Annotated in this window: 17 protein-coding genes; 10 read left to right on the top strand and 7 right to left on the bottom strand. The window is 63.9% G+C overall.

All coding sequences use genetic code 11. The features are described 5' to 3' along the window. Window positions 1-29: 29 nt before the first annotated feature. Complete coding sequence (gene guaA / locus GV068_RS09945) at window positions 30-1,640, top strand: glutamine-hydrolyzing GMP synthase (protein WP_159697167.1); 1,611 nt, start codon at window positions 30-32, stop codon at window positions 1,638-1,640. Window positions 1,641-1,780: 140 nt separating this feature from the next. Here guaA and GV068_RS09940 read toward each other — a convergent pair whose 3' ends face one another. Continuing rightward, complete coding sequence (locus GV068_RS09940) at window positions 1,781-4,633, bottom strand: type I restriction enzyme HsdR N-terminal domain-containing protein (protein ID WP_159697166.1); 2,853 nt, start codon at window positions 4,631-4,633, stop codon at window positions 1,781-1,783. A 449-nt stretch (window positions 4,634-5,082) separates the two neighbouring features. On the opposite strand from GV068_RS09940, the gene GV068_RS25480 reads away from it, so the two are divergent. The 3 genes from GV068_RS25480 to GV068_RS09925 all read left to right on the top strand — a co-directional run bounded on the left by GV068_RS25480 (window position 5,083) and on the right by GV068_RS09925 (window position 9,112). Next, window positions 5,083-5,166, top strand: coding sequence for a hypothetical protein (locus GV068_RS25480; RefSeq protein ID WP_229464543.1), 84 nt, complete (start codon window positions 5,083-5,085; stop codon window positions 5,164-5,166). 471 nt (window positions 5,167-5,637) lie between these two features. Then, window positions 5,638-8,250 (top strand): AAA family ATPase, encoded by a 2,613-nt coding sequence (locus GV068_RS09930; RefSeq protein WP_159697165.1) that lies wholly within the window; start codon window positions 5,638-5,640, stop codon window positions 8,248-8,250. A gap of 262 nt (window positions 8,251-8,512) precedes the next feature. Next, the gene (locus GV068_RS09925; RefSeq protein ID WP_159697164.1) at window positions 8,513-9,112 is read left to right on the top strand and encodes a hypothetical protein; all 600 of its coding nucleotides are present in this window, start codon (window positions 8,513-8,515) and stop codon (window positions 9,110-9,112) included. A gap of 44 nt (window positions 9,113-9,156) precedes the next feature. Here GV068_RS09925 and GV068_RS09920 read toward each other — a convergent pair whose 3' ends face one another. The 3 genes from GV068_RS09920 to GV068_RS09910 form a co-directional block, all read right to left on the bottom strand. Beyond that, window positions 9,157-10,302, bottom strand: a complete 1,146-nt coding sequence (locus tag GV068_RS09920) for a sterol desaturase family protein (protein WP_229463983.1) — start codon at window positions 10,300-10,302, stop codon at window positions 9,157-9,159. A gap of 197 nt (window positions 10,303-10,499) precedes the next feature. Beyond that, window positions 10,500-11,822 carry a polysaccharide lyase family 1 protein gene (locus GV068_RS09915; protein ID WP_159697162.1) on the bottom strand — a complete coding sequence of 441 codons (1,323 nt, stop codon included), beginning with the start codon at window positions 11,820-11,822 and terminating at the stop codon, window positions 10,500-10,502. A gap of 33 nt (window positions 11,823-11,855) precedes the next feature. Continuing rightward, on the bottom strand, window positions 11,856-13,430 hold the full coding sequence (locus tag GV068_RS09910; RefSeq protein ID WP_201303270.1) for a carboxylesterase/lipase family protein: 1,575 nt from the start codon (window positions 13,428-13,430) through the stop codon (window positions 11,856-11,858). Window positions 13,431-13,676: 246 nt separating this feature from the next. Between GV068_RS09910 and GV068_RS09905 the strand changes: the two genes are divergently transcribed. From GV068_RS09905 to GV068_RS09885, 5 genes are all read left to right on the top strand, one after another. Beyond that, the gene (locus tag GV068_RS09905; protein WP_159697160.1) at window positions 13,677-15,545 is read left to right on the top strand and encodes an MFS transporter; all 1,869 of its coding nucleotides are present in this window, start codon (window positions 13,677-13,679) and stop codon (window positions 15,543-15,545) included. Window positions 15,546-15,556: 11 nt separating this feature from the next. Continuing rightward, window positions 15,557-18,094 carry a family 20 glycosylhydrolase gene (locus tag GV068_RS09900; RefSeq protein ID WP_229463981.1) on the top strand — a complete coding sequence of 846 codons (2,538 nt, stop codon included), beginning with the start codon at window positions 15,557-15,559 and terminating at the stop codon, window positions 18,092-18,094. Between the two features lie 75 nt (window positions 18,095-18,169). Beyond that, entirely contained in the window at window positions 18,170-18,595 is a 426-nt protein-coding gene (locus tag GV068_RS09895; protein WP_159697159.1) for a DoxX family protein, read from the top strand. A gap of 630 nt (window positions 18,596-19,225) precedes the next feature. Further along, window positions 19,226-19,993, top strand: coding sequence for a hypothetical protein (locus GV068_RS09890; protein WP_159697158.1), 768 nt, complete (start codon window positions 19,226-19,228; stop codon window positions 19,991-19,993). Between the two features lie 87 nt (window positions 19,994-20,080). Then, window positions 20,081-21,574, top strand: coding sequence for a sigma-54 dependent transcriptional regulator (locus GV068_RS09885; protein ID WP_159697157.1), 1,494 nt, complete (start codon window positions 20,081-20,083; stop codon window positions 21,572-21,574). A gap of 2 nt (window positions 21,575-21,576) precedes the next feature. On the opposite strand, the gene GV068_RS09880 is transcribed toward GV068_RS09885, so the two are convergent. From GV068_RS09880 to GV068_RS09870, 3 genes are all read right to left on the bottom strand, one after another. Continuing rightward, on the bottom strand, window positions 21,577-21,945 hold the full coding sequence (locus GV068_RS09880) for a hypothetical protein (RefSeq protein ID WP_159697156.1): 369 nt from the start codon (window positions 21,943-21,945) through the stop codon (window positions 21,577-21,579). Window positions 21,946-21,958: 13 nt separating this feature from the next. Continuing rightward, window positions 21,959-24,157, bottom strand: coding sequence for a serine/threonine-protein kinase (locus GV068_RS09875; RefSeq protein ID WP_159697155.1), 2,199 nt, complete (start codon window positions 24,155-24,157; stop codon window positions 21,959-21,961). 107 nt (window positions 24,158-24,264) lie between these two features. Further along, the gene (locus GV068_RS09870) at window positions 24,265-25,347 is read right to left on the bottom strand and encodes an ABC transporter substrate-binding protein (RefSeq protein ID WP_159697154.1); all 1,083 of its coding nucleotides are present in this window, start codon (window positions 25,345-25,347) and stop codon (window positions 24,265-24,267) included. 184 nt (window positions 25,348-25,531) lie between these two features. On the opposite strand from GV068_RS09870, the gene GV068_RS09865 reads away from it, so the two are divergent. Further along, complete coding sequence (locus GV068_RS09865) at window positions 25,532-26,113, top strand: NADPH-dependent FMN reductase (RefSeq protein ID WP_159697153.1); 582 nt, start codon at window positions 25,532-25,534, stop codon at window positions 26,111-26,113. Window positions 26,114-26,128 lie beyond the last annotated feature (15 nt).

Genomic DNA, 26,128 nt, shown 5'->3' with positions numbered 1-26,128 from the left:
CCCGAATTCCTTATTTAGCTTCGCATTCCATGCATTCGAAAATCCTCATCCTCGATTTCGGTTCCCAGGTTACCCAGCTGATCGCGCGCCGCGTACGCGATGCCGGCGTGTTTTCGGAAGTCTATCCGTATGACGTCAGCGACGAGTTCGTGCGCAACTACGGCGCCAGCGGCATCATCCTGTCGGGCAGCCACAACTCCACCTTAGAGGGCGATTCGCCGCGCGCGCCTCAGGCCGCCTTCGAAGCCGGCGTGCCCGTGCTGGGCATCTGCTACGGCATGCAGACCATGGCGGCCCAGCTCGGCGGCAAGGTCGAGAACGGCAAGGTGCGCGAGTTCGGCTACGCGGAAGTGCGCGCGCGCGGCCATACCGCGCTGCTGAACGGCATCAACGATTTCGTCACCGACGAAGGCCACGGCATGCTGCGCGTGTGGATGAGCCACGGCGACAAAGTGCTGGACATGCCGCCGGGCTTCAAGCTGATGGGCTCGACCGATAGCTGCCCGATCGCCGCCATGGCCGACGAAGAGCGCCGCTTCTACGCGCTGCAGTTCCACCCGGAAGTGACGCACACGAGCCAGGGCGAAGCCATCATCGGCCGCTTCGTGCACGAGATCTGCGGCTGCAAGTCGGACTGGAACATGCCGGACTACATCGGCGAAGCGGTGCAGAAGATCCGCGAGCAGGTCGGCACCGATGAAGTGATCCTGGGCCTGTCGGGCGGGGTCGACTCGAGCGTGGCCGCAGCCCTGATCCACCGCGCCATCGGCGACCAGCTGACCTGCGTGTTCGTCGACCACGGCCTGCTGCGCAAGGACGAGGGCAAGATGGTCATGGACATGTTCTCGAAGAATCTGGGCGTGAAAGTGCTGCGCATCGATGCCGAAGACCAGTTCATGGGCCACCTGGCGGGCGTGACCGATCCGGAGCAGAAGCGCAAGATCATCGGCCGCGAGTTCGTCGAAGTGTTCCAGGTCGAAGCGGGCAAGCTGACCAACGCCAAGTGGCTGGCCCAGGGCACCATCTATCCGGACGTGATCGAGTCGGCCGGCAAGGGTAAGAAGGGCCAGACCATCAAGAGCCACCACAACGTGGGCGGTCTGCCGGAGACCCTGAACCTGAAGCTCCTGGAACCGCTGCGCGAGCTGTTCAAGGACGAAGTGCGCAAGCTCGGCGTGGCGCTGGGTCTGCCGCACGACATGGTCTACCGTCACCCGTTCCCGGGTCCGGGCCTGGGTGTGCGCATCCTGGGCGAGGTGAAGAAGGAATATGCCGACCTGCTGCGCGAAGCGGATGCCATCTTCATCGAAGAGCTGCGCAATACGCCGTTCGAGCTGCCGGCGGTGGCGGGCATCGATCCGGGCAAGGCGCCGGTGAACTGGTACGAGGCGACCAGCCAGGCGTTTGCCGTGTTCCTGCCGGTGAAATCGGTCGGCGTGATGGGCGACGGCCGCACCTACGAATACGTGGTGGCGCTGCGCGCGGTGCAGACGCTTGACTTCATGACGGCGCAATGGGCGCATCTGCCGCACGCGCTGCTGGGCAAGGTGTCGAACCGTATCATCAACGAAGTGCGTGGGCTGAACCGTGTCGTGTATGACATTTCGGGCAAGCCGCCGGCGACGATTGAGTGGGAATGATCCCCATCCGCGATGAATAGCGCGAAGTAAGCCTAAGCCCCTGATTTTAGGGGCTTTTGGCAGAACTTAGCTAGATGGCCGTCACTTGCAACTTAGGCCTTTCACACTATAGAGCCGGCTAATTTCAGCAGATACGCTGATCAGCACCAAAGCGATGGGATGCGCGCTGGAAGGTCGCGAAACAAAAATTTCACATCGTCTTCGATAAAACGAACCGCCGCCCGCATCGCTGACGTTTCGCCTGTAAGTTGTCCGCGCCAATCACGACTGCCAGGATCGGGAATTGAACGCGAACCACTTATAGAGTAATGATTCGCACTACGTCCAAGACGACGCAGCTCCAGCTCCAGAAGGCTGTCATGTTCTTCTTCGCGTATATGTTCTAAGGGCTCGCTGTCGTAGAACGTGACATCTGTGCCAGCGTCGGTTTCGTTGGCAACAGGAAGCCAGCGCCAATACTCTGTAGGAAGGTCCGAATACGACGATGGGGTGACAACGAGGTCCCAGCGCACCGGCGCAACCTGAAACAGAGAAAATTGTTTAGACACCCGCTCGAAGCTGGCGATTACTATCTCGAAGTAAAGCGCCGTCATCCGTCTGTAATGCTCCTGCAAATATCGTTCAATATTTCGCGAATTTGCAGTCATATCAGTAAGCATGCCGTATTGCAGCCACCACCAGTCAAGTCGGTCAAAGCCGCTTGCCAAAAGCAGCTCGACATCTTCAATCATGCTCATGATTGTGAACGAGGGCGCGGAGCTACCGAACGCCCCCCCCGCTTCACGCATGTGCTTTATCTCCTGGAGTCGGTCCAGAAGCATGTTCAATGGTTCGGCTGGATCGGTTGGAAATTGATACGCTTCATGTAGAAATCTCAGCCGGCCGATGGTGCGCTCGTTGGCCAGAAGAATCCCGCCGCGAAATCGTCGGTGCTGGACGACTTCATTTAATCCGTTTCGAACTGCAATCGCGCCAAGATATCGCCCACTATGCGCGCCAATCTGATCAGCTGCCAAACTGATGTAGTGCCTCGTCATGTCCGATGACGGTCGTTCTATCCTAATGGTGTTAGCGGAGCTAGGCTGAAGACTGTAGACCAGACAAGCATCAGGCTCGAGCGATATCTTCGTAACCAGGCAAATCCCTGGAACTGGATCGGGCCGATTTGCAAGGGAGCCTTTAATCTCGCTGGAAATGGAGGGGAAAAAAGCATCTACCAGAGACTCTATACTGTCAGCCATTTCCTCAGCAAGCCTCTGCTCAACAACTTCGTGGCTGTATCTAGAATATAGGTCGTCCTCGATCCCCGAAAAACGGATCGCATCAATATACCTGGGTAAGGACATCTCCCTCAGCCGCTTCCAGATATGAGCACGTGAGTCCGGATCCTCAAGCAGCGCAATAAGCAGGACAGGCATGAGTGATTCTTCGTCAACATCGATTGCCGCCAAGGCGGAGTAAAGTTCGTCGTGCGGTAGTGCTGCAAGGGTACGCGCTCTCAAGTGGTCCGCGAGTCCTTCATGTACCAATTCGACCGACGTTGTCGACATCACCAGTGCTCCACATTCAACTAGGGCGTCGAATATTTGGTGGCCGGCCCCGTTCGCAAGGGTCAAGTCCAAAGCCTCACTCGGGGTAAGACTTCTGATACCCAGCTCGCGGGCAAGCACAGTTAGAATCTTTCTGCGCAGGACAATCTGCGTCGGAGGTAGCGACGGATCCACGGTGAACTGCTGGACCCAGTATTCAAAAAGTTCGTCCAGTCGGTTCGGGAAACGCCGGTTTGCCAGCCAGAATGCAATAACTCGCCCCAGGACCAAAGGGATTTCACAGAGATCCACAAGCAGTCGCGGCATCAAAGACAGCGGGAAGTCGACTCCGGCCATCGCTGTTGCCATCGATCTGCGCTCGGCTGGATCAAGCGATTGGAGTTTCAGGCGTGGCAACGGCAAGTGAGGTGCCACCGAACCGCGAGAAAACACGAAGAGCCTTGACTTGGGGTAGTCGCGGCCAATCTGCCGCAGTTGTGCCTCCAGGAACGGGCGCCCAGCCTGCTCGGTTCGATCATACCCATCGCAAATCAGCAACAAGCCCTGGCGACGCGCAATATCCTGTATCGCTGATACGGTCAGCTGCGGAAGATGAGCGGCAATGCGGGCGTGAACAAAATCGATGAGCGAATCATTACTTTCGTGCAGATCGACAAGAGGAACATCGACCGGCAACGGCAACTCCGAGGCATGCCAACGTTGTTCAATGCCTTCGCGTAGAAGTACCGTCGCCAAGGTCGACTTACCGTAGCCCGATGGCGCGGTGATCACCGCTCCCTGCGGGTAATTCGGCAGCAAATTCGCTGAGTGGACGCGTTCTCCACTTTCTGCAAGCAATACCCGGCTTATAGCTGTACTGCTTCCTTGCGCTCGGCGCATCTCGGCCGACTCATAGGCCCAAAAGTCGGGCGAGGGGGCAAGTTTTTTGTGTAGCAGGCTGGCTGAGTGAGCGATGAGCGCCTGCTTCCCAATGAGTTGCTCAAGCTCCCCTCGTTTGTCCTTGATAACCGAGAGGGGGGACTCGAAAACGAGCGTGTTCTCCAGCGTTGGCTGAAGCTGCCATACCTGAAGGTGTACGCCATCCGTTACAAGCAGTCCTGGCGCACGCAGCGCAAGGGCATATGACTCGCCTTGTTTGCGGGCTTCGTCCAGAGATTCGCCGGGCGCCTTGGCTTCCACTACAAGCAGCGACGTGTCGCGATCGTGCAATGCCGCCGAGTATGCAACAAAATCGGCTTCGAACGGTCGCCCACGCTTGGTGCCTTCCTTTAGGGCGACCGGTACCTTCGCAGCGATGTCATCAATTCCAAAACCGAGTGCGAACAAAAGCGGCATCACGATTTGTAATTCGACCGCAGCTTCGTTAGACGTGGTCGGGACGCTGGTGACGGTGTCCCAGAACGAAGCAGTGCTTGAGTGGGGACGGTTCGACTTGTGCATCATTCGGGTGATTGGAATTTGGGCCTAAACCAGCGTCTCTGCGATGGCGGACTATCATAACAGCTGCGATGTACCCGACGCGGCTATTTGAAACCGCGATATTGACCGCTTGTCGATGCACGTAACGTACTTGTAACCCGGTTCGGACTTCTTGGCTCGCTATGCTACCGACTTGATGTCAGCTCCGATAAGCATCGCTATCATGTCGTTCGCTACCTGCTCGTCCACGTGTGCACCGGTGTCAAAGCGGCTCTCTAAGATCTCGGCCCGGCCGTAACTCGATTCGCGTTCGATGTTTAGGTCGGGGGGCAGGTATTGACGAAGAAATGCGACGCCGGTAGTCAAAAAACGCTTTAAATCTAGGCGCTTAGCTCAACCATTGATATTCGAGTGGCGACATTTTCGAGCGCGACAATCTCGACTGGCAGTTGCGCGAGCTGGCGACCGTCAGCATGCTGTGGGCACTGAGCGGAGTCGAGTCGCAGCTGCGGCCGCACATGCGCGTCGGCCAAAAGATGGGACTCTCGCGCAGCTAGCTGGAAAAAGTGGCCGATGTGCTTGGCGAGCGCATCAATCCCGCCGCCGTGCGCCGCGCGCGTTCTGCCCTGACACCACCTCCGGCGCAACTCTGGGCGCACTGGCGCGTGGCTGGCCCATAAGCACTTACCGGTGTGACGCCCTTACCGCCTGCTTTCGCGGATGCGGCTCCCTGCTGGTACTGGCGCCGTTCCTTACGGCGGCCATCTCGGCCAGGGTCTACCGCGAACTCTAGTGACGGAGGCTCTCGGTGCGTCGAGCTGCTCCGCCTGTAACATCGGCATCAACCACCCTCGCGTGCATGCTGCGTCTTTGAACGCGCTCGACAGTGGCCACAGCGATTTGGGATGGGCGAAGATGCAGCGGTCTGGACACTACTGCATTCGTGATAATTTGTTCAATTTCGCTTCTGCAACATGCTATTCTTTCCATTAACTGCTTTGTAATAAGAAAGAGTTAACGGAGGGGCGATGACAATATTGCAGGAAATTCACGAGTGGTCCAAAGACCTGACGGTTTGGCAGCAAGACGCCATCGCCCGGTTATATTCCGACCGGAATCTCAGCGCGGCCGACATGGAAGATCTCTACGCCTTGGCAAAGGCAGAGTCACAGATTCCAGACAAAGAGGGACGCATTCCCAAAAAGCTCGATACTGCTCAAATTGCCCCGGCGGCCGCTGCATCGCGGCTGGTTCAGCTGTCCGGTCTTAAAGAGATTGCGAATATCAACGCCCTGGCGGACGGCGGGCGGGTACCAATCGCACTCGACGGTTTGACTGTTATCTATGGCGAGAATGGAGCGGGGAAGTCCGGCTATTCACGGGTGTTCAAACACGCTTGTCGCGCGCGAGATCGGCGTGAGCCCATCCTCCCGAATGCCAACCTTGACCCGAAGACGGTTGGCGTCGCAAAGGCCGTGTTCGAAGCTGTCATCGACGGGACACCGGCCGAATTGCCTTGGCAGTACGGTAGCCATCCGCCGGAGCCACTGTCGGACATCTCGATCTTCGACACCCACTGCGCTCGCGCCTACATCGACAACCATGGCGATTTTGCATATACCCCCTATGGTCTTGATATTCTCGAGGGACTGGTCGGCGCATGCAATAAACTGAAAGTCCGTGCTACGCAGGAAATGGGGGCAAACAGTCCTACCGATGCCGCCTATGCAGCGTTGGCAAAGGAGCCGACCGCCGTGGGCAAAGCATTACTTGGGATTCCTGCGAAAACAAAACCCGAGCAGATCGAAGCCCTGGCGACACTCGCCGACGGTGAGATGGAGCGGCTGTCGCTTTTGACGACCGTCCTGGCTGAGGCGGATCCGAAGCAAAAGGCACAGGCACTGCGCCACAAGGCTGCCCGTTTCACGGGGCTGAAGGACCGAATCGCCGTAGCGACCTCGCTCATTAATGCGGAGAAGATTGCCCAACTGCGGATCTTGATCGAGAAGTCCAACGCCGCCAAGGCGGCTGCGGAATTCGCCTCGAACGAATTCAAGCAGACACCAGGCCAACTGCTGGGGACCGGCGGCGACGAGTGGAAAACACTCTTCGAAGCCGCTCGAAGCTTTGCAAAAATTTGCCACTCGACGCATGAGTTCCCGGGGCTTCCCGAGCACGCGGCATGCCCGCTGTGCCAGAACGCGCTCGGGCAAGATGGAGCGGCACGCCTTGTACAGTTCGACGCATTTATCAAGCAGGCAGCCCAGAATGCAGCGAAGGATGCACGCGACACCGCTGCAACAGCGTTCAGGGCCATTCAGCACGCCGCCACGGACATCATGTTTCGGGATGGCCTGGTTGAGGAGTTATCGGAGATCGATCAGGATCTCGCCCTGGCCTGTGCGTCGATGCAGGAGTGCCTTGGCGCCTGTCAGAAGGCGGCGTTGCTCGCAGCAGGAGGAAAGCTCAGATGGGAAGAGATAATTGCGCTTCCCGAAGACCCGCAAGAAAGGCTGCGTGTCACGATTGCTCATTTTCTGGAACAGGCGAAGGCGTTGGAAGCAACTGCTGACGAAAAGGTTCGGACCGCGATGCATGCCGAGAAGCTCGAGCTCGAGGCCCGTCGCCGGCTTGCCGAGGTCAAGGCAGCGGTCCTCGAGACCATGGCGAAGCATGAGTTTTGCCGAAAGCTGCAGGCCTGTATCGAAGGCATGGACACTCGCGCCATTTCCCGAAAGTCGACCGAGCTCTCAAGGACAACGGCCAGCCAGGAACTGGCGGACGCTCTTAACGACGAACTGAGACGTTTGAAGGTGCATCATCTCCAGGTCGTAATGAAGCCGGAGTCACCAGGCGGAAAAACCCAGTTCAAGCTGACGCTACAAATGCCGGGCGGTCGGTCGCCCGCGGCCATTCTCAGCGAAGGAGAACAGCGCGCAATTGCGATCGCATCGTTCCTTGCGGAGATCAAGCTGAGCAAGGGGCGCGGCGGCATTGTGTTCGATGATCCTGTGTCGTCGCTTGATCACCGGCGCCGCTGGGAGGTAGCCGAGCGCCTGGCGATCGAATGCTTGCAGCGTCAGGTCATCGTATTCACCCATGATATCTATTTCCTTTGCATCCTCGAGCAGAAGGTAAGGGAGGCGGGAGGCGTACTGACGAAGAATTACATCCGGAGGACTGGCCAGGGATTCGGCGTCTGTACCGAGCAGCTTCCTTTCGATGTGCTTGGTACCAAAGACCGAGTCGGGCTCCTCAAGCAGATGCTGGTGGATATTCGTAAAGCCCAGAAAGAAGGCGACGATGACCGACAGCGACTCCTGACCTTCAGCTGCTACGGCCGCCTCCGTCTTGCGTGGGAGCGCTGCGTCGAGGAGGTCTTATTCAATAATGCAGTCCAGCGCTTCGGCGAAGGTGTGTCGACCCAACGTCTGAAGTCTGTCATCGTAACGGACGATGATTATCGCGAGGTAGAGGCCGGTATGACCAAGAGCTCAAAGTTCGAGCACGATGCCGCCACAATGGTCGACAGGTTGCCAGTTCCGGATCCTGACGAGCTGGCCGGCGACATCGAGAATCTATCCAGATGGCGTGAGAGTGTCGACAAGCGCAATAAGGAAACTGCGAAGTCGAGGGCTTGAAACTGGCGCTCAACGGCGGCCTCGTAAATTCAAGCGGGATGCCGGTCGGTTCGCTGGCACCGTCTATGGTATTGATGAGGACGTGGATGACAGATTCGTTTAAATTCAAGGGCTTAGCTCATCCATTGATCATCGAGTGGGAATAAGCGGAGTAAAATCCATCCCTGAGTTGTACGAACTATAGTGAGCCGCTGATCGTTCTACTTGAATGATCAGCGGCTTTTTTGTTTCCTGCCCGGTCTGGCTGCATAATGGACGCCTCATGCAACCTGTATCCGGAATGATTCCATTTACCTTCAACGACATCGAGATCGGCGCGCGCCTCGTCGAGGCGCTCGCACGCCAGGCCATGCGTCTCTCGGGCATGCCGATCACCTACGGCGACCTGCTCACGCTTGCGCGTTCCCTGCATTCCAAGGACGAGGTGCTCGGCCGCGCGGTACCGGTGGGCATTGGTCCCAAGCTCCAGTTCGTGGAAAGCTTTTGCGCTTCGCACGGCTTTCCTAATCTGGCCTGCCTCGCGGTGAACAGGGAGACCTTGCGGCCAGCGCCTGGTTACCAGGGCGACTGGGAAGCCGACAAGCGCGCCGTCGCCGGCTTCGACTGGAGCGCCATCGATGCGCATCTGGCGGCGTACGCGGCAGCGATGCGCGCCAAGGTGCCGGCACGCTTCAAGCCGCGCAAAGAACGGCCGGCGGACGTGGCCTGGTACGCGTATTTCTGTTCGCACCGACAGGCCTGCGAGAAGCTGACATCGGAGGACAAGCAAGAGATCATCAACCAGATGATGGCTGGATTAGACCCCGAGACAGCGCTGGCGCGCGTGCTGGCTGCGAAGCACGATTTTGGCAGTGTGGCCTAAGGCACAATGCAGACTTTTCGCGGCGCCCCAGCACAGGGCGATCTTCACGACTTCTTGAATGGATACGTTTGCTGTTTCAAGTAACCACCGGGGACCGTACTGCCAACGACCCCGTAGGTCTCCGGGAACTGCCTGTCCGTTTTCACGGCCGTGCCGAACAGGTAGTCGATGAAGGCGAAGTGGGCCGCGTAGTTCTTGTCGATGGCGACCTTCTCGCTGCTGTGGTGCCAGTGATGGAAGTCGGGCGTTACGATCAGGTATTTCAGCGGACCCCAGGGCAGGTGGACGTTCGCATGGTTGAACACGGCCTGGAATCCGACGATCACGATGTACATGTCGACCACGCCCTTGTCGAAACCAAGCAGGAACAGCGGCGTGAGGACACAGATCCGGGTGACCAGGATTTCCACCATGTGCAGGCGCGAGCCGGCCAGCCAGTCCAGGGTGTTGACGCTGTGATGCACCGAATGGATACGCCACAGCCAGGGCACTTCATGGTAGGCCCGGTGCACCGCATACTCGGCCAGGTCGGCCACCAGCAGGCACAGTAGCAGCTGGGGCAGGAAAGGAATCGCGCTGACGAACTGCTGAATGCCTTCTTCACCGATGACGATGAGCTGGGCACGGTGGATGACGAAGTTCACCACCAGGAGCATCAACCCGACCAGCAGGTGGTTCACCCCAAAGTGGATGAGATCGGTCTGCCACTCCTTGCGGAAAATGGGCTGGTCTTTATACAGCGGGAACAGCTTCTCGAGGATGACGAATACCGTCGTCGAGCCGAGCAGATCGAGGACCAGCCAGTCCATCCCCAGATACGGCGTGTGATCCGGGAAGTCGCCCACCGGCACCGTGGAGCCGCCCAGGGCGATCGTCACCAGGACGAAGGCAAAGGCGATGATGTTGACGTTGCGGCGGCGGCCGAACACGATATTGAAGAGCGAGAGCGTGCCCGACACCAGCAATGCCGAAAACAGGAGGGTGCGGCACCAGTCGACGTTGTAGGCCTTGCGCAGTTCTGGGGTGGTCAGGTATTGCGGAAACAGGAATGCCAGCACGCCCATCAAGCTCAGGAAGCCCAGGCTCAAGGCCAGGACGGTGGTAATCATGCCCTTGCCCGGGGTGAGGTGACCGTCGGCGCGCAACAGACCGGTGGTGTCGTCGACGATGTCTCCGACACTCGGAAGCATGGCCGCCGGCGACAGGGAATTGGAAGGCGTTGGGTCGGGGATGTGGTTTGCCATGGCGCGAGTGGGCTGAGTCGATGAGCAGCTCAGGGTAGTTTAGTTTCCCAAAAATAACTATTCGCAGCGCATAAATTGATTGATTAGAAGCAAGTTGTCGCTTCCTTGCTTATTAACCAGCGGCTCGTCGGCGCGGACGCATCTCAGCGAAACAGCGATTCCCAGCCAGCCCGGGGCGACATGTCCGCGAGATTCCATTCAGTCGGATTGAAGGCGCGGCGGGTCGGCGCATAGGCCGGATAGCCGCTCGACTGCGCTTCCGAATCGACGATGTGCCCGCGCCCTTCCGCGACGTCCGAAATGATCTTGAAGTCGACCGGGTCGCGCGCCCAGGGCCGCATGCCCGCGCTCTTGTAGATCGCGTTTTCCAGCCGTGCGCTCGGCAGCGGCTGAAGATTCGCGGGCAGGTAGGGCGCTTCGGCATTCAGGATGCGTGCACCGGCGGCGGTATAGCTGCCGGTCTGCGGCATCGGCTGGCCATTCGCGTCCACGGCCACGTTATCGCGCAGGTACAGGCTCACGTCACCCGAGCCGCCAAGGCTGAACAGCGGCACGCCCGGCCGCGAATCGTCACCGCCCCGCACCACGTTGCCGACCACGGTCACGACGCCGAGCTGCGGCGCATTGGCCCCCCATTCGTGCGCGATCAGGTTGTAGTGGATCGCCCTGGCGCCGAAATCGTGAATCAGGTTGTTCACGACGGCGACGTGGGCGCCGCCCTTGATGAGCGGATTGCGCTCATGGTTGGCGTTGTAGAGATTCCCGTAGATGAGCACCTGGCTGGCGTTGTCATGGACCAGCGTGCCTTTCGAATGCTCGCCTTTGGTATGGGTCGAATTGCGCAGGCCCTCGGCGATGATGTTGTGGCTGAAGGTGATGCGGCGCGAGGTCCCCTGGCGCCATTCCTCCACCGTCGCGCCCTTGAAGCGCGCGCCGGACGCCGACAGGTTTTCGTCGGTAGCCCAGCTGAAGCTGCAATGGTCGATGATGACATTGTCGGCGCCGCTGGTGGACAGGCCGTCGGCTTCCCAGCCGCTCTTCTTCGCGCGTCCGTACTCGCCCGGCCGCACCGCGATGTGCTGCACGATCACGTCATGCGTGCCGACCGAGAATTCGCCGCGGATGAAGGTGATGCCCGGATTGGGCGCGGTCTGTCCGGCGACCGTCAGGTAGGGCTCCTTCACGCGGATGGTCGCACCCTGCAGGTCGATGACGCCGCCCACTTCGAACACGACGGTGCGCGGCCCGGCCTCCATCACTGCGGCGGCGAACGAGCCTTCACCGGACGCGTTCAAATTCGTCACGCGCACGATCCGGCCGCCGGCGCCGCCCCGGGTGTCGGCCCAGCCCTTGACATCGATGCCCGCGCGCGACATCTCGGGCGGAGCGGTGGACGGCTCGGCGGCGCCGGCATGCAGGCACCAGCACATTGTCATCAAGATCGCCACTCGGGTGGAAAATCGCATTCGTGTCTCCTGTCTTGTTTTGTCGTGTGAAAATCAGCTACCCGGCTGGACGTAAGGCACCTTGGCGAACAGCCGCCGTTCGGCGCCGCGCGGGTCGTCTTCCATGCGTGGCGGGACATCGAAGATCATGGTCTGGCGGCGCGCCAGGTCGTAGGCTTCCCAACGTGGAAGCGTTCTCGCCGCCGGCACGCCGCTGCGGGCGAAAGCGATGAAGGCCTCGCTCATCATGTCGGCCATGGTCTGCGCCTGGGGCCCGATCGCCGTGGCCCCGGGCTTGGCGATGTTGTCGAAGACCAGCTGGATGTCGGAGGCGTGCGGCGCGCCGAACTTGCCGCCATCTTTCGGCGTCGCCCAGTTCAGCTGGTAGACGAAGGCGGGGCTCCCGCTTTTTGCGCGCTCTTCGGCTTCGATGATTGCGCCACGCCAGGAGCGCGACGCGGTGGTGATCTTGAAGAACAGGTCGCTCGGCGAGAGGCTCGGATACAGCTTGCGGTAGGCCGCGATCACCGCCTCGGGCTGGATATCGACGCGCATGTTCGGCGCCAGCTTGGCCGGCAACTGCTCCCAGCTCAGGGCGAAGTTGGCCGGGTCGCCGCCCAGGAAGGCGCGGATTTCGTCGTGCGTGTTCCCGATCATCATCGGAATGTGGGCCGACTGGCCGGGGGCGTCCGGATAGAAGGGGTGGCGCAGCAGGTTGCGTTCGTCCAGCACCGGCGCGAACGAGACCCCACCGAAGGGCAGCACCGGGTCGCGCGTGCCCAGCACTTCGACGATCCGTTGGAAGGGCATCGTGCGGATCGCGCCGATCCGCTCGGGCGGCAGCTTCAAAGTGTCCAGGATGGCGTGGGCCCGCAGGGTGGCGTTCAGCGGACCGCTGGCCGTGACCTGCTGCCCGCTCATGGTGGCGGCGCGGTGAAACAGGCTGGCGGCCGCCGGCATCGCCATCAGGGTGGCGATCTTGGCGCCGCCGCCGGACTGGCCGAACACGGTCACATTGGCCGGATCGCCGCCGAATTCGGCGATGTTGTCGCGCACCCAGCGCAGCGCCAGGATCAGGTCGAGCTGGCCGGCATTGCCGGAATCGGCGTACAGGTCGTCATGGCGGGCCAGGTACAGGTAGCCGAAGGCGTTGAGGCGATGGTTCACCGTCACCACCACGACATCGCCGCGCCGGCACAGGCGCACGCCGTCGTAGAGCGGGCTCGAACCCGAGCCGTTGTTGTAGGCGCCGCCGTGGATATAGACCATCACGGGGCGCTTGGCGCCGTCGCGCAGGGCAGGGGTGTAGACGTTCAGGAACAGGCAGTCTTCGCTGACCGCATCTTCACGGCTGGACTGGGGGCTCGATGCGCCGTGTTCGAGCGCGTCGCGCACGCCGTCCCAGGCCAGTGGCGCCACCGGCGCCATGAAGCGCCGCGCAGCGGTATCGGCGCCATAGCGCACGCCCTTGAATACCTGGATGCCGTCGTCGCGATAGCCGCGCACTCGCCCGTGACGTGTCATCGCGACTGGGGACGTGCTGGATGCCGCATGGGCGCCGGCGCCGAGCATGCCGGAGGCGAGGAGGATGGATTGCTGGAGGAAGCGTCGACGGTTCGATTCGGTCATGAAGAAGTGGGCAGATGGTGGATACCGCATGTGCTTGATAAGAGTGCCACACATTGGCTGGACCGCCAATCCAGCTTGCATATTCGGTGTGAGAGCTTGGCTGCCCGGGCCAGATCGCAAGATTTGACAAATATTGCTGGTATGCGTCTGGTATTGTCATAGCGAACTCATCTGCTACATTACCCGTCAATACGAAATCTGCCGGCAGGCTTCAACGACGGCCAACGCACGTTTCCGAGGCAAGCAATGTCGACACTGAACCAGCAGCGCCTGCACCTCCTGTTCCTGACCGCCGTTTGCGGCCTGGGCGGACTCCTTTACGGCATCGACATCGGCATCATCGATCCCGCCTTGCCCTACCTGCACCGCGCCACCGGCCTGCCGGAGGGCCAGCTGTCGCTGATCGTGGCGGCCGTGATGGGCGGCTCGATCCTGGGCTCGGTGGTGGCCGGCATGCTGGCCGACTGGCTTGGGCGGCGGCCGATGATGGTGGTCAGCGCGCTGCTGTTCGTCGGCAGCGTCGCGCTGAACTACCTTTCGCAGTCTTTTGTGCCTCTGCTGCTGGGGCGCCTGCTGCAAGGGCTGAGCGGCGGGGTGATCGCGGTGGTCGTGCCGCTTTACCTGGCCGAATGCCTGCCGGCCGGTCAGCGCGGACGTGGGCTGGCGCTGTTCCAGTTCGCGCTCACCGCAGGCATCGTGCTGGCCGCCTTCATCGGCAACCATTACTTGGGCAATGCGGAACTGGCGATCCAGGCTGCCGGCAGCGACGCCGCCGCGGTGGCCAGGGCCGCGGACAGCGCCTGGCGCAGCATGTTCCTGGCCGTGCTGTATCCGGGCAGCCTGTTCCTGCTCGGCTGCCTGTTCGTAACCGAGTCGCCGCGCTGGCTGATGCTGCGCGGCCGCGCGCCGGAGGCGGCGAGTGTGTTGGCGCGCCTGCGCCCGGCAGCGCAGTGCGCGCAGGAAGTGGCCGAGATCGGCGCCGCGCTGGACGAGGAAAAGGCGCGTCCGAAACTCAAGCGCAGCGCAGCGCTGGCCGAGATGCTGACCGAACGCCGCTACGTGCTGCCTTTTGTCCTGGCCTGCGTGATCCTGGGCTGCAACCAGGCCACCGGGATCAACTCCATCCTGCAGTTCATGTCCACCATCCTGCAGCACGCCGGGCTCGATCCGGTGAGCGCGGCAAGCTATGGCACCGCGATCAAGATCCTGAACATGGTGATGACGGTGTTCGCGATCATGCTGGTCGAGCGCAAGGGCAGGGTGTTCCTGCTAAAGATCGGCACTGCCGGCATCATGGTGTCGCTGTGCCTGCTGGCGCTGCTGTTCCACCGTTTCGAGTCGCAGCGCGTTGACGTACGCGCCGAGGTGGCGGCCATGGTGCGCGACAACGCGCTGGACCTCGACCTACGCGAGGTCGGCTTCGTCAGGTCCGCATCCGGTCCGGTGCAGTTGAACATCCTCTACCAGTTTGGCGACAAGCAGCAGGTTGCCGGCGCCTACAAGCCGACGCCTGAGTCCCAGGCGGTGCTGGCGCGCGAGCAGGCCTTGCTGCGTACGCTGCCCGAAGATCAGCGCATCGTGCTGGCACAGGCGCGTGACGATCCGGCGGCTGCCGAGAGAGCGCAGCAGCTGGTCGCCACCTTGGCGCCGGAGGCACGCGCGACGCTCGACGCTGCGCGCCGCGTGCATGCGGCCGGGCGCATCGACATCAAGGCGGTTGCCGATGCGCCGCTGCAGATCGTGCGCGCCAGCGTCGGCCCGATCCCCGACAGGAATAGCGGCCTGCTCGCGGCGCTGTGCATTGCGGGCTTCATCGCCGCGTTCTCGATTGGGCCCGGCGTGTGCGTCTGGCTCGCCCTGTCGGAACTGATGCCCACCCGGATCCGCTCGGTCGGCATGGGCGTAGCGCTCCTGATCAACCAGGGCACGGGCACCCTGATCGCCGGCGCCTTCCTGCCGATCGTCGGCAACCTGGGTTTTTACATGATGTTCCTGTTCTGGGCGGCCTGCACCGCGGTGTACTTCATCACGGCGACGTTCTTCCTGCCCGAGACCAGGGGCAAGTCGCTGGAAGAGATCGAACGCCTGTTCGCCAAACCCAGGGCCGCGGGCTGAAGGAGAGAGAGTTGGACAAGAAGATGTTGACTTCGACCCTGCTGGCGGCGCTGCTGCTGGTGACGCCGGCCGCGCAGGCCGCAGAATCGATCACCCGGGCCAGCGAGGTCGCGCATGGCGCGCGCCTGCAACTGCGTTGGGAGCTGCAGCGCAAACCCGCGGACCTGCAGCTGGCGCAGGGCGGCTCGCCGGCGCGCTTCATCCTGACCAACCTCGACACCCGGCCGCTGCCGGCATCCGGCTGGTCGCTGTACTTCACCAGCGTCGACCGGATGCCGTCCGGAGCGCAGTCGGCCGGACTGGTGCTGGAGCAGATCGCCGGCGGCTATAACCGGCTGCGCCCGGGGCCGGAGTTCAAGGGACTGGCCCCTAGCCAGACGCTGGAATTCGCTTACCGCCACACCGATTCGGTGTTCATGCCATCGAAGTCGCCCAGCGCGCCCTACCTGGTGTACGACGCGGCGCCGGATGCGGCAGTGGCCTTGCAGTACAGCGTGACGCCGCTCACGGAGCCAGCCCAGCGCGGCAAGATCGGCAGTCCACACTCGGCGGTGACCCCTGAAGACACCTACTGGCGCAACGCGCGCGCCGAGTTGCTGCCGCCGGCGCGGGTGCCGCCCGTCCTGCCGACGCCGCTGCGCCTCGAGCCCGGCGCAGGACGGCTGGCGGTGGCGGGACAGCCCCGCATCTCGGCATCCGCCGCGCTGGCGAACGAAGCGGCGCTGGCGCGCTCGCTGTTCCCGGCCGGCTTGCCGGCGAGCGGCGGCCCGGCGCTGCGCCTGAGCGTCGGCAAGGTCGACGGCCAGGAGTCGCCCGAAGCCTACCGCCTGGCGATCGGCGCCGCGGGCGGCATCGACATCGTCGGCAACAGTGCAGCCGGCGTCGCCTACGGCCTGCAAAGCCTGCGCGAGCTGATGCCGCTGCCGGGCAGCGCCACCCTGGACCTGCCCGAGCTGACGATCGTGGACGCGCCACGCTTCGGCTACCGCGGCCTCATGCTGGACGTGGCGCGCAACTTCCACGGCAAGGAAACGGTATTCAAGTGGCTCGACCTGATGGCGCGCTTCAAGCTGAACAAGTTCCACTTTCACCTGACGGATGACGAGGGCTGGCGCATCGAGATCGCCGGCCTGCCGGAGCTCACCACGGTCGGTGCGGTGCGCGGCCACAGCGCCACGCCGGGCCTGCGCCTGCAGCCGGCGTTCGGCTCCGGCCCCGATCCGCGCGACTCCGGCGGCAGCGGCCATTACACGCGCGCCGACTACATCGCCATCCTGCGCTACGCCCAGGCGCGCCACATCGAGGTGATCCCGGAGATCGAGATGCCCGGGCATGCGCGCGCCGCCGTACAGGCGATGGGGGCGCGCTACCAGCGCTTGAAGGCGCAAGGGAACGGGGACGCCGCACGCTATCTGCTGAACGACCCGGACGACCGCTCCGAGTACCTGTCGGCCCAGTACTTCAAGGACAACGTCATCAACCCCGGGTTGGAGTCGAGCTACACCTTCATCGAGCACGTGGTGCGGGAGATCGCGGCGCTGCACCGCGAGGCCGGGACACCCTTGAAGACGATCCACATGGGCGGCGACGAGCTGGCCAACGGCGCCTGGGAGAAGTCGCCCCTGAGCGCCGCCATGACGCGCAGGCACGGGCTCGCATCCAGCGCCGACCTGTGGGACTACTTTTATGAGCGCGTCGACGCCATCGTGCGCAAGCACGGCGCGCTCACCTCGGGCTGGGAGGAGCTGGCTGCGCGCAAGACGCAGCTGGACGGCGTGCGCAAGCTGATTCCGAATCCGCACTTCACCCGGAGCAGCTTCACCGCCTATGTGTGGAACAACACGGTCGGAGCAGAGGACCTGGCCTACCGCCTGGCCAACGCCGGCTACGATATCGTACTCACGCCGGTGACGCGGATGTACTTCGACATGGCGCACAATGCCAATCCGGAGGAGCATGGCGTGAACTGGGGCGCCTACGTCGACCTCGACACCGTGTACGACTTCGTCCCCTTCGACATCATGAAGGATGCGCCGGAGGCCGCGCGTCTGGGCAAGGACCGCCTGACCGACTACGGCAAGCGCCGCGTGCGCGGCATCCAGGCCAACCTGTTTGCGGAAACCGTGCGCGATCCGGCACGCATCGACTACCTGGTGATGCCGCGCATGGCGGCGCTGGCCGAACGGGCCTGGGCCGCCGACCCGGCATGGGCCACCACGCCTGATCCGGTCAAGGCGGGCGTCCTGCACCGCAGCGCATGGACCGGCTTCGTCAACGCCCTCGGCCAGCGCGTGCTGCCGCGCCTCGATCTGGACGGGTCGAACCTGGCCTACCGCATCGCGCCGCCCGGCCTGGTGTTCGAGAACGGGCGGGTACTGGCCAACCACGTGCTGCCGGGGATGCAGCTGCGCTATACCAGCGATGGCAGTGAACCGCTCGCGACGAGCCGCCCGGTGGACGGTCCGATCCTCGAACGCGGTACGATCCGTGTTGCGGCCTTCGACCGCAAGGGTAGGCGCGGGCCAGTGGCCAGCATCGTGGCGCCCTGAATCCTGCGCAATGGTGCGCCCGGGCCGCGCGCAAACCGGGATCATGCCGATACAAGTCGACAATAAGGAGCCATCATGCAGACCACGAACGGGACTTACCAGGGCCACGATGACGCGGGCAAGCTGCTGCTGCGCGCGCTGCTCGCGATCATCCTGCTGTTTCACGGCATCTCGAAGCTGATGGGCGGCATCGGGCCGATCCAGGGCATGCTGGCGGGCGCCGGCCTGCCTGCCGTGTTCGGCTACGGCGTGTACATCGGCGAGGTGGTGGCGCCGCTGCTGATGCTGGTCGGCCAGTTTACCCGCGCCGCCGCGCTGGTAGTCGCGATCAACATGGTGGTGGCGGTGCTGCTCGCGCATACGGCCCAGTTCTTCACCATGAACCAGACCGGAGGCTGGGCCCTCGAGCTGCAGGCCATGTTCTTCGGCACGGCGCTGGCGATTGCCCTGCTGGGCGCCGGCCGGTACAGCCTCGGCGGGACGACCGGGCGCTTCAACTAAGTTCCCCCATCGCTACTCTGCTGCGCCCGGCAAGCTGGGCGCCAGTCATTCCTCACCGCTGCACCACACCGTGACGCAGGCGCTGGCGCTCGCGCTCGCCGCGCAGGGAGCCTGCGACCTGCTGGTTCAATGGCTGCTACGGCCGCTCGCAGTTCCGCAAACTATTCCTCGGCGGCGTGACGCGCAAGGTGCTGCGCGACGCGACGCTGCGCACTGAACGCGGCGGGCCGGCGATTTATCACCTGCCTGATTTCCTCTAATTAGACATTATTAATCGATGTCGATTAATAATATTATGTCGACCCCGATGATTAATATTCCAGTTGTGTAAAACGGCGTAATTTACACGTCATTTTACATGTAAAAAAATACCTTTAATAATATATTGACGGGCTGAATATAAATTCCATATCATGTTTCTCAAGCATCTGATAAACATACGAAAAACAGAGATGCGGCCCTGCTGTCAGGCGCGGACATTCAACGCTGCGCGAGTGGATGTGTATTTGGTCACCCAGCATTGCCGCAATCGCCCAGGATAATAATAAGCCGTCTTCGGATCCGGTTTTTAAAGCCAAATCATTGGGGCCAATTATGCGAAAGGGAATTGAAATGCCGGCGTCGCAGCAAATGCTCTTCCGTGTCTCGTTTGGACACGCATTTTTTGCCGACGGCATCCTCCGCGATTTGCGCATTGTTCCGGTACCGGCCTGCTTCGACATGCTGCGCCGGGCCGGCCTGGTGCTGCGCACCCAGGAAGACGGCATCGCCGCGTTTGGCGACGAGAGCGCCGTCGCCCGCCTGCGCCTGCACATTGCCCATGCCGGCGGCTCGCTGGCCATGGCCTTCCAGGTGTTTTTCACCGACCCGCATTTCTTCGACTACACCGCGCCCGCATGGCCGCACGGTGAACTGCTGTTCCTCGACACCGCCGATTCCGTGACGGATGACGAGGGCCGCCGGATCGTACATGCCACGCCCTTCGTGGAAGCCTCCGCGTTTCTGGCGCGCGATCACGCCAGCCTGGCGCGCATCCTCGGCGAACGCGTGCTGACGCCGACGCCGGCCATGGTGATCCAGGTCGAGGTCACGCCTGGCCTGCTCGATGTGGTCGACTCGCGCCAGCGCCATTTCATGGTGCGCTTCGATTCCACCGGCAGCCAGTGGAAAGAGGGCCAGACCGGCGCTGGAGATAAGCAGGCCGGGCCCAGCGGCGACAGCCAGGCCGACCGCTTTGCCGGGGTCAACATCGCCGACCGCCGGCGCGCCCACGTGTTCCCGCCGAAGGGCAGCATGCCGATGCGGGAAGTGTCCCCGCCACGCTTCCGCCTGCGCGCACCGTCGCCGTCGGCGGGCAAGGGGCAGGGCAAGCAGGCGTCCAACGCCGGCGCCGGCTGAGCCGCCCGCGACTCTCCTGCCGAGGCCGTGGGCAGGTTAAAATGACAATCGACACAGCTTGTGTTTCCGTGTTTATTGTCAGGGCCCATGACCAACTCCGATTTCACGCTGACCTCGCCACTCAGCGACCTGGGCCAGTCCCAGGCGCCGCTGCTCGCCATCACCATCGTCTGGCACCCTGAGCGTGCCCGCGTCGGCGAGCAGTTCATTGGCGGTACCAGCGGCGATATCGTCGAGCTGAACCGCTATTCTCCGCTGTTCATGCGCCCCGGCGGCCAGGGCCTGCCGCTGGGCCACGGCGGCATCTCGCGCCAGCCGCTGCGCCTGGTGCGCGATGCCGACGATGGCGTCACCGTGAGCCTGCCCGACACTTCGATGATTGTCGAAATGAACGGCCAGGTGGCGACGCAGACGCTGCGCTTAAGCGCCGCGCAGATCGCCGCAGGCCAGATCCTGAGCCTGGGCCGCGCCGTGGTGCTGTGCCTGCACTGGATGAACCGCCTGCCGGTGCACAATGCCGTACCGGGCCTGCAGGGTGTCGGCAGCGCCAGCATCGGTGTGCGCGAACAGATTCACATGGTGGCGCGCACCAGCCTGCCGGTACTGCTGCTGGGCGAAACCGGGACCGGCAAGGAGATCGCCGCGCGCGCCATCCATGCGCTGAGCGATCGTGCCGGCGCCCCGCTGGTGGCGGTGAACATGGCGGCGCTGGGCGAACCACTGGCGGCGACCAGCCTGTTCGGCGTGGCCGAAGGCGCCCATATCGGCGCCCAGGCCTCGCGCGACGGCCTGTTCGCGCAGGCCGACGGCGCCACGCTCTTTCTCGACGAGATCGGCAATACGCCGGCGGCCATGCAGCCAATGCTGCTGCGTGTGCTCGAGGGCGGCGATTACCGCCCGCTGGGTGCCGCGCAGGACCGGCATTCGTCGGCGCGCCTGATCGCCGCTTCCGACCAGGACCTGGATACCGCGGCCTTCAACCAGGCCTTGCTGCACCGCCTGGCGGGCTTCGTGATCCGCATGCCGCCGCTGCGCGCGCGGCGCGAGGATATCGGGGTGCTGATCGTCGACATGCTGGAGCAGCAGGCCCCCGGTGTGGAGCTGCCGGCGGCGCTGGTGGCGGAACTGGCAGCCTACGATTGGCCGGGCAATGTGCGCCAGCTGTCGCACGTGCTGCAGCGTGCCGCCCTGATGCTGCGCGAAGGAATGGCGCCCGCCCTGGGCCAGCTGGTGCGCAGCCCCCGGCCGCAGGTGGAGCAGGAGCAGGCGCCGGCGCCGAAAGAAGAGACTGGAACGGCAAGGCGCCGGCCCTCGGCCCTGTCGGACCACGACGTACTGGAAGCGATGGCGGCCAACGACTGGAACATCCAGGCCGCGGCGCAGGCGCTGGGCATCTCGCGTCCGAGCCTGTACAAACTGCTGGAAGACCATCCGGACATCCGGCGGCCCGAAACCATTCCCGACGCCGACATCGCCCGCGCGATGGATGACTGCGCGGGCGACGTCGAACGGTGCGCGGCGCTGCTCAAGACGCCCGCGGAAGCCTTGCGGCGCCGCTGGCGCTTACTGCGGCCGCATTGACGTCAGGTGGAGCCGACTTCCAGTTCCGGGTCGGGCAGGAAGTAGAAGCTGCTGATGCCGTCCTTTGTCACGGCGGTGAAGGCGATCGAGAAGCCCCACAGGCCGTCGTGCTCCACCCTCACTTTCGAACCCTGCACGATCGGGATCTGGGTCTTGTTGAAGGGTGAGATTTGGGTCGATGGCTGGCGCGGGCCGGCGAACAACATGGCGCTCGCCAATTCCATGGCCGGACTGTCGGGCATTTCGAAGTTGAAGGCCAGCGTGTCGCCTTTTTGCGCGGCGATCAGGGCTTCGATCTTGCCGTCGATGCTCCAGGTGGCCATTGGGTTGCCCGGGTTGAATTGGATGGTGACGTCGTATTGGGTTGCCATGGTCTCTTTCAGTTCACTTCGTTGGACGTGCTGCTCCAGCACGGGGTGGTCCGGACAGGTCGGCCCGGACATAACGCTCGTCGCGCCGCAGTGCGACCAGGTCGGGTTCAGCATCGATGAACTTGACCGGGTAGCCCAGGCGTCTGGCGTTATTGATGGCAACGACGGCGGCGTCGCGCTGCCCCAGCAGTTCATGGGCGAGGGCGGCGCGGAACTGCACGTCGGCGCTGTTGGGGGCCAGCGCGATCGCGCGTGGCAAGAGATCGGCGGCGGCGGCCCGGTCACCCAGGCGCGCTGCGTACAGGCCCATGCGTGAGACCAGCAGCACGTCGTTCGGCGCACGGGCCAGCCGCGGTGTTAGGAGTTCGCGCGCCTTCTGGTAAGCGGCGCGCGCCTGCGCTTCGCGGCCCGGAATCCAGTTCAGGGTATCGGCCAGGTTGGCCCACAGCTGGTATTCGCTCGGCGCGCCGCGCGTGGGCGAGACCGCGTTTTCAAACGCCGCCGCGGCGCCGACGTAGTCCTGCCGCAGGAACAGGGCATTGCCCAGGTTCGTATACAGCTTGGAGCTCGGCCGGATCTGCAGGCCCTGCTGCAGCACCTGCAAGGCCTCCTCGTCGCGGTTCTGGCGCAGCAGCGCGGCATTCAGGTTGCCGTAGGCGATCACCGCGTCCGGCTGCAGCGCGATGCTGCGCCGGAACGCGCGCTCGGCGGCCGGGTAGTTGGCCTGCTCGTATTCCACGCTGCCCAATTCGTCCGTGAAGATGCGCTCCTTCGGGAAGCGCTGCATCGCCTCGGCCAGCTTGGTGCGCGCCTCGTCGTAGCGGTGCATGCGGCGCAGGACTGCGGCCTGGCCGTACCAGGCGAAGTAGTTGTTCGGGTCGAGGCGCAGCCCTTCGGCGTGGGCGTGCAAAGCCTCTTCGCGCTTGCCCTGCATGTCGAGCACCCAAGCGCGTGCGACGTGGCTCAGGGCCAGCTGGTCGTTGAGCTGAGCCGCGCGCTGGGCGCTGGCGTCGGCGCGCTGCAGCCAGGTCTCGTCGCTCTTGTCGGTCTGGTAGCGCAGCGCATACATCAGCGACATGCCGGCCGCCGCCGCGGCGCTGTCCGGCTGGCGTTCCAGGATGCGGCGGAAGTGCGCTTCAGCCTTGTCCAGGCTGCCCGGGCGGTCGAACAGCTTGACCGCCTCCAGGCCTTGCTCCAGTTCGAGCGACTCGGAGAAGGGCGCGAGCGTCGTGCCGAGTGCGGCCAGGTGCGGGGCGGCGATCCAGGCGCCGGCGCCCAGCAGCGCCACCGATAGCGCGCCGGCTGCGAGGTAGCGGGTGCGTTTCGGCAGCGGCGCCCTGGCCGGGCGCGCCGGCACGGTGGGCGCCGTGTCCAGTTGCGCCAGCCCGTCGAGCACCTCGGCCATGCTGGCCAGGCGCTGGGCCGGCTGGCGCGCCGTCATGGCGCGGATCAGGGCGATCAGCTGCGGGCTGGCGTCCAATGGATAGGTCCAGCCATCGGACGAGGTCTGGACCTGGGCCGCCGCCAGCGCCAGGCCGTCGAGCGTGGCGAAGGGCCGGGCGCCGCAGACCATCTCGTACAGGATCAGGCCCAGGGCGTACACGTCTGCCTGGGGCGCCAGCTGGGCGCCCAGCATGCGCTCCGGCGCCATGTAGGCAATCGTCCCCTGCAGTGCGCTGGACGACACGGGCGCGGTGGCCAGCACGTCCAGGTTCTGGGCCAGGCCGAAATCGAGGATGCGGATGGCGCCGCCGGGTTCCAGCATCAGGTTCGAGGGCTTGAGGTCGCCGTGCACCAGGCCGGCGGCGTGGGCTTCCTGCATCGCTTCGGCGATCTGGCGGGTCCAGGCGAGGGCATCGGCGCGCGCGACGGGGCCGGCGGCCAGCACCTGCTTCAGGGTTTGCCCGGGCACCAGCTCCATCACGATCGCCTGGGTGGCGCCGTCTTCCTCGACCGCATGCACCTTGACGAAGGCAGGGTGGCGCAGTGCGGCGCCGACGCGCGCCTCGCGCACCAGGTCGGCGCCGGCGCCATGCTTGATGCACTTGATGGCGACCGGGCGCTGCAGCTTGCTGTCCCAGGCTTCGAAGACCTGGCCGTAGCCGCCTTCGCCCAGGCGGCCACGGAGTTCGTAATGACCGGGAAGCTTGGGCGCATCCGGCAGGGACCCGGCCGGCGCGCAGGTGTCAGGAATCGGGGTAGGTGCGGTCATTGCCTGTGGTTCAAGACTGATCAAAGATACATTACAGTAATCATTGCGGTAGCGCAATGACGGTTGTCGCATCGAGATCACGTCCGGATCACCGGCCGCCGCCCCACTCAGTGGACGTGGCTGGCCACCCCATGCCGCAGGGCGCCGGCCCCTGCCGCCAAGGCCGCCGCGGGCGCGCGCTGCTCCGACGCCAGCGCTTCGGCCAGCGGCGCCGGATCGGTCCAGTCGGCGACGTCGAAGTCGTGGCGGATATAGCCCCAGTCAAGCAGGAAGTCCTTCTGCGCCGCCAGCCCCGCCAGCTGCAGGGGGCCGAGCGCCGGGCTCAAGCTGCGATGCAGGCCGGGACCGAGGGCGCCCGCGACCGCGTCCACCGTGTAGCCGGGATTCTCGAGCGCCACCAGGCCGGCCACCTCGTCCGGATGTGCGCGCGCCCAGGACGCCGCGCGCAGCAGCACCGCCAGGTAGCGCCGCACGACGTCGGGATGGCGCGCCAGGAAGGCGCGGTCGACCGTGACCGGCCGCGGCGTGCCGTTGTTCACCCGCAGCAGCGGGTCCTCCAGGCGATTCAGGTCGACCAGTTCGCGCAGGTCGGCTTCGCCACGGGCGGCATAGCCCTGCGCCCCGCGCAGGAACACCGCATCGACATAGCCGGAGCGCAGCGCCGCCAGTTCGATGTCGCGGCCGCCGCTGCGCTGCGGGAATTCGAAGTCGGGCGCTTCGATGTGGGTCCAGCGCGCAATGCGCGGATCGCGCCCGGCCAGCGTGAGCGCGGTGACGAAGGCTTTCTGGGCGCTGGCGCGGCCGATGTCGATCAGTGCACGCCGCCGCAGCGGCAGGCCCAGTCGCTTGCCCTTCAGGTCCGCCAGTTCGCGGATGCCGCTGTCGCGCCGCACCAGGATGCCCTGGTATTCGTCGACCCAGGTGACGCCCACCACCACCGCGCTCTGGTTCTCGGAGCGGGCCCAGATGGCGGGGATGTTGCCGCCTTCGCGCACCAGGCCGGTCTGGCCGTGGTGGTAATAGGACAGGCGGATGTCGCGGCTGGCCGCTTCCTCGAGCGCCCGCAGCTGGGTGCCGCCGCCGGCGAATTCCGCGTGCAGCCAGCCCTTGCGCACGGCCAGGCCGGTGGCGGTGGCGCCGCCCCGGCAGCTGTACCACAGTTGGGTCGGCGAGTTGGGTAAAGAAGTCATGTGTCGGTTCCAGGTGTGAAGGTTTCCCTGGATGTAGCAAGCGCCGGGCCAGCGTCAAACCGCCTGGACTTGCTGGCTTTTGCGCAGCGCGCGCCTGCGATTGCTGGCTGCTGCGCAATCCGGCCGCCGGCGCGGTGGCATGAAACCTGCAACTGGACAGGAATCAACCATCACCGGAGCCAGCATGAGCACCACCCCTCGCATCCTCGCCTTCGCCGGCAGCACCCGTCGCGACTCGAACAACAAGAAACTGGCGCGCGCCGCCGCCCATGCCGCCGTGGCCGCGCATGCCAGCGTGCGCTGGATCGACTTGCGCGACTATGCGCTGCCCTTGTTCGACGCCGACATTGAGGCCCAGGGCTTGCCGCCGGCCATGCTGCGCCTGCGCGCGCTGTTCGCTCAGCACGATGCCTTGATCGTGGCGTCGCCGGAATACAACGGTTTCTTTCCGCCGGTACTCAAGAATGCGCTGGACTGGCTGTCGCGGCCGGCGTTGGGCCAGGATCGGCACGCCGTGTTCAATGAGCGCCCTGTACTGCTGCTGTCGGCAGTGGGAGGGCGCTCGGGCGGCACGGCCGGACTGGAACAGCTGCGCAAGCAGTTCCTGCACCTGAAGGCGCGGCCCTTCGCGCAGCAATTCGTGCTGCCGCTCGCCGCCGGCGCCTTCGACGAACACGGTCGCCTGGTGGACCCGGCCCGCAGCGCGGAGCTGGCCGATACCGTGGCCAGCTTCGCATTGTCGCTGCACGCGCTGGCGCCGGCTTGAGGAAGGGCAGGCATG

Source organism: Massilia sp. 9I, from assembly GCF_902506415.1.
Taxonomy (GTDB): domain Bacteria; phylum Pseudomonadota; class Gammaproteobacteria; order Burkholderiales; family Burkholderiaceae_D; genus Telluria.
Note: the sequence above shows the minus strand (reverse complement) of the source record. Positions and strands in the feature narration are given on the sequence as shown.

Coding starts and splice junctions, on each gene's coding strand:
- guaA (WP_159697167.1), top strand. CDS start 30: ATGCATTCGAAAATCCTCATCCTCGATTTCGGTTCCCAGGTTACCCAG.
- GV068_RS09940 (WP_159697166.1), bottom strand. CDS start 4,633: ATGATGCACAAGTCGAACCGTCCCCACTCAAGCACTGCTTCGTTCTGG.
- GV068_RS25480 (WP_229464543.1), top strand. CDS start 5,083: ATGCTGTGGGCACTGAGCGGAGTCGAGTCGCAGCTGCGGCCGCACATG.
- GV068_RS09930 (WP_159697165.1), top strand. CDS start 5,638: ATGACAATATTGCAGGAAATTCACGAGTGGTCCAAAGACCTGACGGTT.
- GV068_RS09925 (WP_159697164.1), top strand. CDS start 8,513: ATGCAACCTGTATCCGGAATGATTCCATTTACCTTCAACGACATCGAG.
- GV068_RS09920 (WP_229463983.1), bottom strand. CDS start 10,302: ATGCTTCCGAGTGTCGGAGACATCGTCGACGACACCACCGGTCTGTTG.
- GV068_RS09915 (WP_159697162.1), bottom strand. CDS start 11,822: ATGCGATTTTCCACCCGAGTGGCGATCTTGATGACAATGTGCTGGTGC.
- GV068_RS09910 (WP_201303270.1), bottom strand. CDS start 13,430: ATGACCGAATCGAACCGTCGACGCTTCCTCCAGCAATCCATCCTCCTC.
- GV068_RS09905 (WP_159697160.1), top strand. CDS start 13,677: ATGTCGACACTGAACCAGCAGCGCCTGCACCTCCTGTTCCTGACCGCC.
- GV068_RS09895 (WP_159697159.1), top strand. CDS start 18,170: ATGCAGACCACGAACGGGACTTACCAGGGCCACGATGACGCGGGCAAG.
- GV068_RS09890 (WP_159697158.1), top strand. CDS start 19,226: ATGCTCTTCCGTGTCTCGTTTGGACACGCATTTTTTGCCGACGGCATC.
- GV068_RS09885 (WP_159697157.1), top strand. CDS start 20,081: ATGACCAACTCCGATTTCACGCTGACCTCGCCACTCAGCGACCTGGGC.
- GV068_RS09880 (WP_159697156.1), bottom strand. CDS start 21,945: ATGGCAACCCAATACGACGTCACCATCCAATTCAACCCGGGCAACCCA.
- GV068_RS09875 (WP_159697155.1), bottom strand. CDS start 24,157: ATGACCGCACCTACCCCGATTCCTGACACCTGCGCGCCGGCCGGGTCC.
- GV068_RS09870 (WP_159697154.1), bottom strand. CDS start 25,347: ATGACTTCTTTACCCAACTCGCCGACCCAACTGTGGTACAGCTGCCGG.
- GV068_RS09865 (WP_159697153.1), top strand. CDS start 25,532: ATGAGCACCACCCCTCGCATCCTCGCCTTCGCCGGCAGCACCCGTCGC.